Annotated in this window: 2 protein-coding genes and 1 pseudogene; 1 reads left to right on the forward strand and 2 read right to left on the reverse strand. The window is 66.7% G+C overall.

Going from position 1 to position 7,235, the window contains the following annotated elements; all coding sequences use genetic code 11:
- The coding region (locus VFE05_21350; protein ID HET6232636.1) for a hypothetical protein at window positions 1-569 on the reverse strand (569 nt) is incomplete at its 3' end.
- Between the two features lie 236 nt (window positions 570-805).
- Window positions 806-1,699, reverse strand: a pseudogene (locus tag VFE05_21355) (tyrosine-type recombinase/integrase).
- 580 nt (window positions 1,700-2,279) lie between these two features.
- Between VFE05_21355 and VFE05_21360 the strand changes: the two are divergent.
- On the forward strand, window positions 2,280-7,235 hold a 4,956-nt coding region (locus VFE05_21360; protein ID HET6232637.1), incomplete at its 3' end, for a SpvB/TcaC N-terminal domain-containing protein.

The raw sequence follows: 7,235 nt of genomic DNA on the forward strand, positions 1-7,235 counted from the left end.
AATCCTACAAAAATGTCGCTCGCCCAGATCAACGCAAACATCTGCCGGAGTGTGGTAGGGATTCGAAGCGTCGGTAAGCCACGGTTCTCGAGCCCGTGTTTGTGGATTTCGAGCACCGTCCCGCGCTCCGACAGAGCACCCGCGAGTTGAAGCCACCGTTCACGATGCCATGGATGCCCTTCGCGAGGAGCGGTCGTGGAGTACGGATGGATAGCAATTATCGGTCGCGGATACTGCTCTAAAATGTCGAGTGCCCATGCCATCTCCCTTTGGCTGAGGTGAATGGACGGGCGCAAGAAGCGTGGACGCAATCCGTACTCGCCGCACACGTTCTCGATCACATGGCTGTACTGGCAGCAGTTGTCCATTTCCGCGTTGATTTCTACCATGATTGCGGGATCGATCTCGTCAGCGTTACGGATTTCCCTGATGTACGGATTGTGCGCCCACGCCGGGTATGCTTCCTCATTCTCCACAATGCCAACCGATGGGCGAATCGGTGCGGTGAGTACGTTGAGCCTTCTCCCGGCTGAGTGGGCGAAATCATCAACGAGCCGAGTAAACGCCAACACGTTTCCAACCCCAACGCTATTTGGCACCGCCAAATCGCAGTTGTACTTCTGTGCGTACCGTCTGGATGCCTCGAAAGGCGGAGTGGAGAGAAAGCTGACGTTCCCTTGAACCAGACGTATTGCGTGCGGAAGCGGACTCATAATTTCTTATTATCAACCGTTGATGAGTGGGGAGGGTCCCCACATAATGTTCTAATATAGCCGCCAGACAAATGTCCGAAAGAGTTGAGCCCTCAGGCAGGAACATGTTGCCGTGGATGGTGACGGAGAAGCATGCGCCGCTGGCTCGCTTCTCCGACCTGTGTGTAAATCTGAGTGGTACTGATCGAGCGGTGACCAAGCAGATGCTGGATGTATCGAATGTCCACGCCGTCTTCATGCAAAAGGGTTGCTACGGAGTGCCGAAGCATGTGGGGGGTGACGTGAAGATGAAGTCCCGCCGCGACTCCATGTTTTCTCAGAATGGTCCTGACGGCCTGTTCCGAGAGGCGTTGTCCCGACCGAGCCAGAAAGAACCACTCCGACGTGCCGGCTTCCCGGTGTTCGAGGTACTGGAGCAGGGCATCGAGGGATTTCGGGTGGCAGAGCTGTACAACCCGCTCGCGTGATCCTTTTCCTAAGATGCGGATGCTCCCGACTTTCAGGTCGACGTCATCGGGCGTGAGCGTACAAACTTCCGCAACACGGGCGCCAGTGGCAAACAGCGTTTCTAAGACCGCGAGATCACGAATAAGTGCCCTGTGGCGGCGGCTGCCGACGGGCGTCGCGGCCAAGGTGCAGTACAGATACTGGAACAAGCGCGTGATTTGATCTAGCGGAACTGTACGAGGCAAACGACGAGGTTCCCGGATCCGAACGTCCATTTTGTGGAAGGGACTCACGGGGATGATGTCCTCCCGCTCAAGGAAACGAAAGAGCGACTTCAGCGTGGCCACCTTACGCTTCATGCTTCGGGGTGCGAGGATCCCATGCAGGTGCCGGATGTAAGTTCCGAGCTCAGTTCGGCTGATCGCCTCAACCCCGTGTGTTGTTAGAGGCTGGTCACCAAAAAATGCTGCGAACTGCCGTAGGTCTGTACTATAGGCACGGAGCGTCTTGGTGGTCAGATTTTTCTCGTACTGGCAGTGGGCCAGAAACTTCGCAGTCGCCTCGGCAACGGTCATCCGTCCTCATTAGTCAGACATCAGGGGACTTGGGCGCGGCAGATAGCACGACTTTTCAGGAGTATGCCGTCCGCGCCTGTGTGCTACGTCCACACTGTAGTCTCTTTCTTACCCTCCCGCTGCACATCGTCAGGAATGCGCCACTCATAAAGAACAGGACTCTCCCCGCGCGAAGACGGCGGTTACCCGCCGGCTAGGTGCAGCCGCACAGCACCTCATCGAGCCTCAGTGGGGCACGATCGCCCCGGACGGGACAAAAATATCGCACGATGGTAAGGGGGTCGCACGCGCAAAGTGGCGCTACGCCTCACATGCAGGCGTCGGCTGCACGAGGCACGGCCGTTGCGCACCGTTTGCCTTCAGCCCGCCTAGAGTCCTCCTCCCGACTCGCTGAGGCGCACGACCCCTCCGTCCGGAAACCACGCTCCTCGATCCGCGACGCCGGCCGCGACCTCCACGGTCATAGATCATACAGTCGTCTCTCATGCAGAACCGCGGGCGGGTGTCCGCGGCACACGCCTTTCACGGCGGCCGGAGCACCTGGATGAGTGAGCAGACAGCGGCGGGGAAGGGGTCGGAGGCCGATCCACGGTTCGCGCCGCCGCAGGTTTCGCTGCCGAAGGGCGGCGGTGCCATCCGCGGAATCGGCGAAAAGTTCGCGGCCAACCCGGTGACGGGCACCGGTTCGCTCTCCGTGCCTATCGCCGTGCCGCCCGGGCGCTCCGGCTTCGCCCCACAGCTTTCCCTCTCCTACGACTCCGGTTCGGGGAACGGGCCGTTCGGGCTCGGTTGGAGCCTCTCCCTCGCATCCATCACCCGCAAGACCGACAAGGGCGTTCCCCGCTACGAGGATGCGGACGAATCCGACGTGTTCCTCCTGTCAGGTGCCGAAGACCTGGTGCCAGTGCTGGAGGAGCAGGCCGGGGTGTGGGGGCGCGTAGCGATCGACCGCACGGTGGACGGCGTCGCGTACCGCGTCCATCCCTATCGTCCGCGCACAGAGGGACTGTTCGCCCGAATCGAGCGCTGGACCGCGCTGGGTACGGGTGACACGTACTGGCGCTCCATCACTCGCGACAACGTTACCACGGTGTACGGACGCGACAACCTGTCGCGCGTCTTCGACCCGGCAGATCTCCAACCGCAGCACCCGACCCGCGTGTTCCAGTGGCTGGCGTGCGAGAGCCACGACGGGCGCGGCAACTCTATCGTCTATGATTACCGCGCCGAGAACTCCGACGGCGTGGCAGTCGAACAAGCGCACGAGAGGAACCGCACCGCCGCGTCCCGCGGCACCAACCGCTACATCAAGCGCATCCGCTACGGCAACCGCGTTTCCAAGCTCGCCTCCCCCCGGCCGCCCGACCCGTCGCAGCCCACGTGGCGCTTCGAGGTGGTGTTCGACTACGGCGAGCACGACACGCTGGCACCCACACCGGGCGACGCGGGCGAATGGCTGTGTAGACGCGACCCGCACTCGTACTCGAGGGCGGGGTTCGAGGTGCGCGGCTACCGCCTGTGCCAGCGGGTGCTGGTCTTCCACCACTTCCCGCACGCGGCGGGGGTGGGCGTCGACTGCCTGGTGCGCTCGACCGACCTGGCCTATCACGATGTAGGGCCTGCCGCCGGCGACCGCGGCCGGGGGCGTCCGGAAGGATCGTTCATCACCTCCGTCGCGCAGTGCGGCTATCGGCGCAAGGGCGGGGGATACCTCAGGCGTTCGCTCCCGCCGCTGGAGTTCACCTATAGCGTAGCGGAGATCGACGAAGAGGTGCGCGAGCTGGACCGCGCCAGCCTGGAGAACCTGCCGCGCGGTGTGGACGGCGCCGCCTGGCAGTGGGCGGACCTGGACGGCGAGGGGCTGTCGGGGATCCTGGCCTCGCAGGCGGACGCGTGGCTCTACAAGCGCAACCTGGGGGGTGGCCGCTTCGGGCCCGCCGAGACGGTTGCGACGCTCCCAGTGCCCGCGGCGCTAGGCGTAGGGCCACAGCTTCTGGATCTGGCGGGCGACGGGCGGCTGGACCTTGCCGACTTCGGCGGCCCCACCCCAGGGTTCTGGGAGCGCACGGACGACGGAGGATGGGAGCCGTTCCGCGCCTTCGTGGCAGTGCCGAAACTGTCCTGGGGCGATCCGAACCTGAGGTTCGTGGACCTGGACGGCGACGGGCACGCCGACGTGCTGGTGACGGAGGGTGACTCGTTGGTGTGGTATCCGTCGCGCGCCGAGGACGGTTTCGGGGCGCCGCGGCGCGTGCGCCTGCCGGTGGACGATGAGGAGCGCGGCCCGCGGCTGGTGTTCGCCGACGGCACCGGCTCGGTGTACCTGGCCGACATGAGTGGGGACGGGCTGACGGACTTGGTGCGCGTGCGCAACGGCGAAGTGTGCTACTGGCCCAGCATGGGGCACGGGCGGTTCGGCGCGCGGGTGACGATGGACGGCTCGCCCTGGTTTGACGCGCCTGACCACTTCGACGCGCGGCGGCTACGCGTGGCCGACCTAGACGGCTCGGGGAGCACCGACCTGGTCTACTTGGGGGGCAACGGCGTGCGCCTCTGGTTCAATCTCTCCGGCAATCGCTGGAGCGAGGCGCGGCCGCTCCCGTTCCCCCGCGTGGACGATGTCTCCACCGTGGCCTTGGTGGACCTTCTGGGGACGGGCACGGCGTGCCTGGTGTGGTCTTCGCCGCTCCCTGGCGACACGGGGCGGCCGCTGCGCTATGTGGAGCTGATGGCCGAGAAGCCGCACCTGCTCACCGGCGTGCGCAACAACCTGGGCGCCGAGACGGTGGTGCGGTACGCGCCGTCCACCCGCTTCTACCTGGCCGACCGCTTGGCGGGGCGGCCCTGGGTCACGCGGCTGCCATTCCCCGTGCACGTGGTGGAGCGGGTGGAGGCGTACGACCAAGTGAGCCGCAACCGTTTCATAACCCGCTACGCCTACCACCACGGCTTCTTCGACGGCACCGAGCGGGAGTTCCGCGGCTTCGGCATGGTGGAGCAGTGGGACACCGAGGAGATCGGTGCCCTCTCCGGCGGTGTCTTTCCCGCGGGCGCCAACGTGGACGACGCCTCGTACGTGCCGCCGGTGCTCACCCGCACATGGTTCCACACCGGGGCCTTCTTCGAGGCCGGCAGCATCGCGCGGCGCTTCGCCGCCGAGTACTGGCGCGAGGGCGTCGCGAGCCTGGACGACGCAGGGCTCTCCGACGCCGGCGCGGCCGCGCTCCTCCTTCCTGACACGGTGCTGCCGGCCACGCTGCTGCGCACAGACGGAACGCGCGTGGCCCGCACGCTGACAGGTGACGAGGCGCGCGAGGCGTGCCGCGCGCTGCGCGGCTCCGTGTTACGCCAGGAAGTGTACGCGCTCGACCGCGGCCGGGCTGAGGATCGGCCGTACACCGTCTCGGAGCGTGGCTACGCGGTGGAGCTGCTGCAACCGCGCGAGCGGAACCCGCACGCGGTCTTCCTCGCCCACGCCGCCGAGACGGTCGATCTCCACTACGAGCGCGCGCTGTACACCGTGAACGGCGCCCGCCGCGCCGACCCGCGGGTGAGCCACGCGCTGACGCTGGAGGTGGACGAGTGCGGCAACGTGGTGCGCTCGGCCCAGGCGGTGTACGGCCGGCGCTTTCCCGATCCCGCGCTGGACGAGAAGGACCAGGCGAAGCAGGCGGCCCTCCACCTCACCCTCACCGAGAGTGTCTTCACCAACCCTGTCGGCGGTCCTCTTCTCCCCGACGACCATCGCGCGCCCATGCCGTGGGAGACGCGCACGTACGAGCTGCTGGGCGTCGCACCCACCGCCGCGCCCGCCGGGGCTGCCCCTCTCAAGACCCTGCTTTTCACTCTCGCCGAGCTGCGGGGCGCGGCGACCACGGTCGCGGACGGCGCCCACGAGGTGCCGTACGAGGATCCCGCGGCTCTCAGCGTTGCCACGGGCGCCCGGTGCCGGCGGCTGATCGAGCACGTCCGTACCCTGTACCGCGCCGACGACCTGTCCGCCGCGCTGGCGCCGGGAGTGGCCCAGGCGCGCGGGCTCCCGTTCGAGAGCTACAAGCTGGCCTTCACCCCCGGCCTGCTCGCCTCCGTCTTCCACCGTACCCGCGCAGGGGTGGACGAGGACCTGCTCCCCATCCCGGCGGCGGTGCTGGGTGGCGAAGGGGGCTACGTGCAGGGCGCCCACGGCGGCTGGTGGATCCCATCCGGCCAGGTGCGCTACTCGCCGGGGGATGGCGACACCGCCGCGCAGGAGCTGGCGCACGCGCTGGAGCACTGCTTCCTCCCTCACCGCTTCGTCGACCCGTTCGGCGGCCGCACGCACGTCGTCTATGACGCGTACGACCTGCTGGTGACGGAGACGCGTGACGCGGTGGGTAACACCGTCACGGCGGAGAATGACTACCGCGTGCTGCAGCCGGCCCTGGTGATGGACCCCAACGGCAACCGCACCGCCGCCGCCTTCGACGCGCTGGGGATGGTGGTGGCAACGGCGGTGATGGGGAAGGCGGCGGGCCCGGCGGAGGGCGATTTCCTGGACGGATTCGACCCCGATCCGCCGCAGGGCGCGCCGCTGCAGTACCCGTTCGCCGACCCGCACGCGCTGCTGGGGCGCGCCACCACGCGCCTGGTCTACGACCTCTTCGCCTATCTCAATACCCCGGCCAACCAGAGCCCGCGGCCCGCCGCCGTCTGCACCCTGGCGCGCGAGACGCACGTGGCCGAGCTGGCGCCGGGCGAGGTGGCGAAGGTGCAGCAGGGCTTCGCCTTCTCCGACGGCTTTGGGCGCGAGATCCAGAAGAAGATGCAGGCCGAGCCGGGGCCGCTGGTTGATGGCGGGCCAAATGTGGCGACGCGCTGGGTGGGGAGCGGGTGGACGGTCTTCAATAACAAGGGGAAGCCGGTCCGCAAGTACGAGCCGTTCTTCAGCGCCGCCGCCGAATTCGAGTTCGCGGTGACCGCGGGCGTAAGCTCAGTGTTGTTCTACGACCCGTTGGAGCGGGTGGTGGCGACGCTGCACCCCAACCACACCTGGGAGAAGGTCGTCGTCGACCCATGGCGGCAGGTGAGCTGGGACGTGAACGACACCGTAGCGCTGGATCCGCAGACCGATGCGGACGTGGGCGATTTCTTCAAGCGCCTCCGCTCGTCTACGAAATCCCTCGACACCTGGTACGTGGCCCGGAAGGACGGCGCGCTGGGGCCGTGGGAGGCCGACGCGGCACGGAAGGCCTTCGTCCACGCCTCGACGCCCACCGTGGCCCACTTCGACACGCTCGGCCGCACCTTCCTGACCGTGGCCCACAACCGTTTCGTGTATTCCGACGCCCCTGCGGTGTTCAAGGTCGAGACGCACGAGACGCGGGTGGCAACCGACATCGAGGGGAACGAGCGTGAGGTGAACGACGCGCTGCGCCGTGCGGTGATGCGCTACGACTATGACATGCTCGGCAACCGCGTGCGCCAGGCCAGCATGGAGGCGGGCACGCGCTGGGTGCTGAAC

The organism is Longimicrobiaceae bacterium (assembly GCA_035696245.1).
Lineage (GTDB): Bacteria > Gemmatimonadota > Gemmatimonadetes > Longimicrobiales > Longimicrobiaceae > DASRQW01.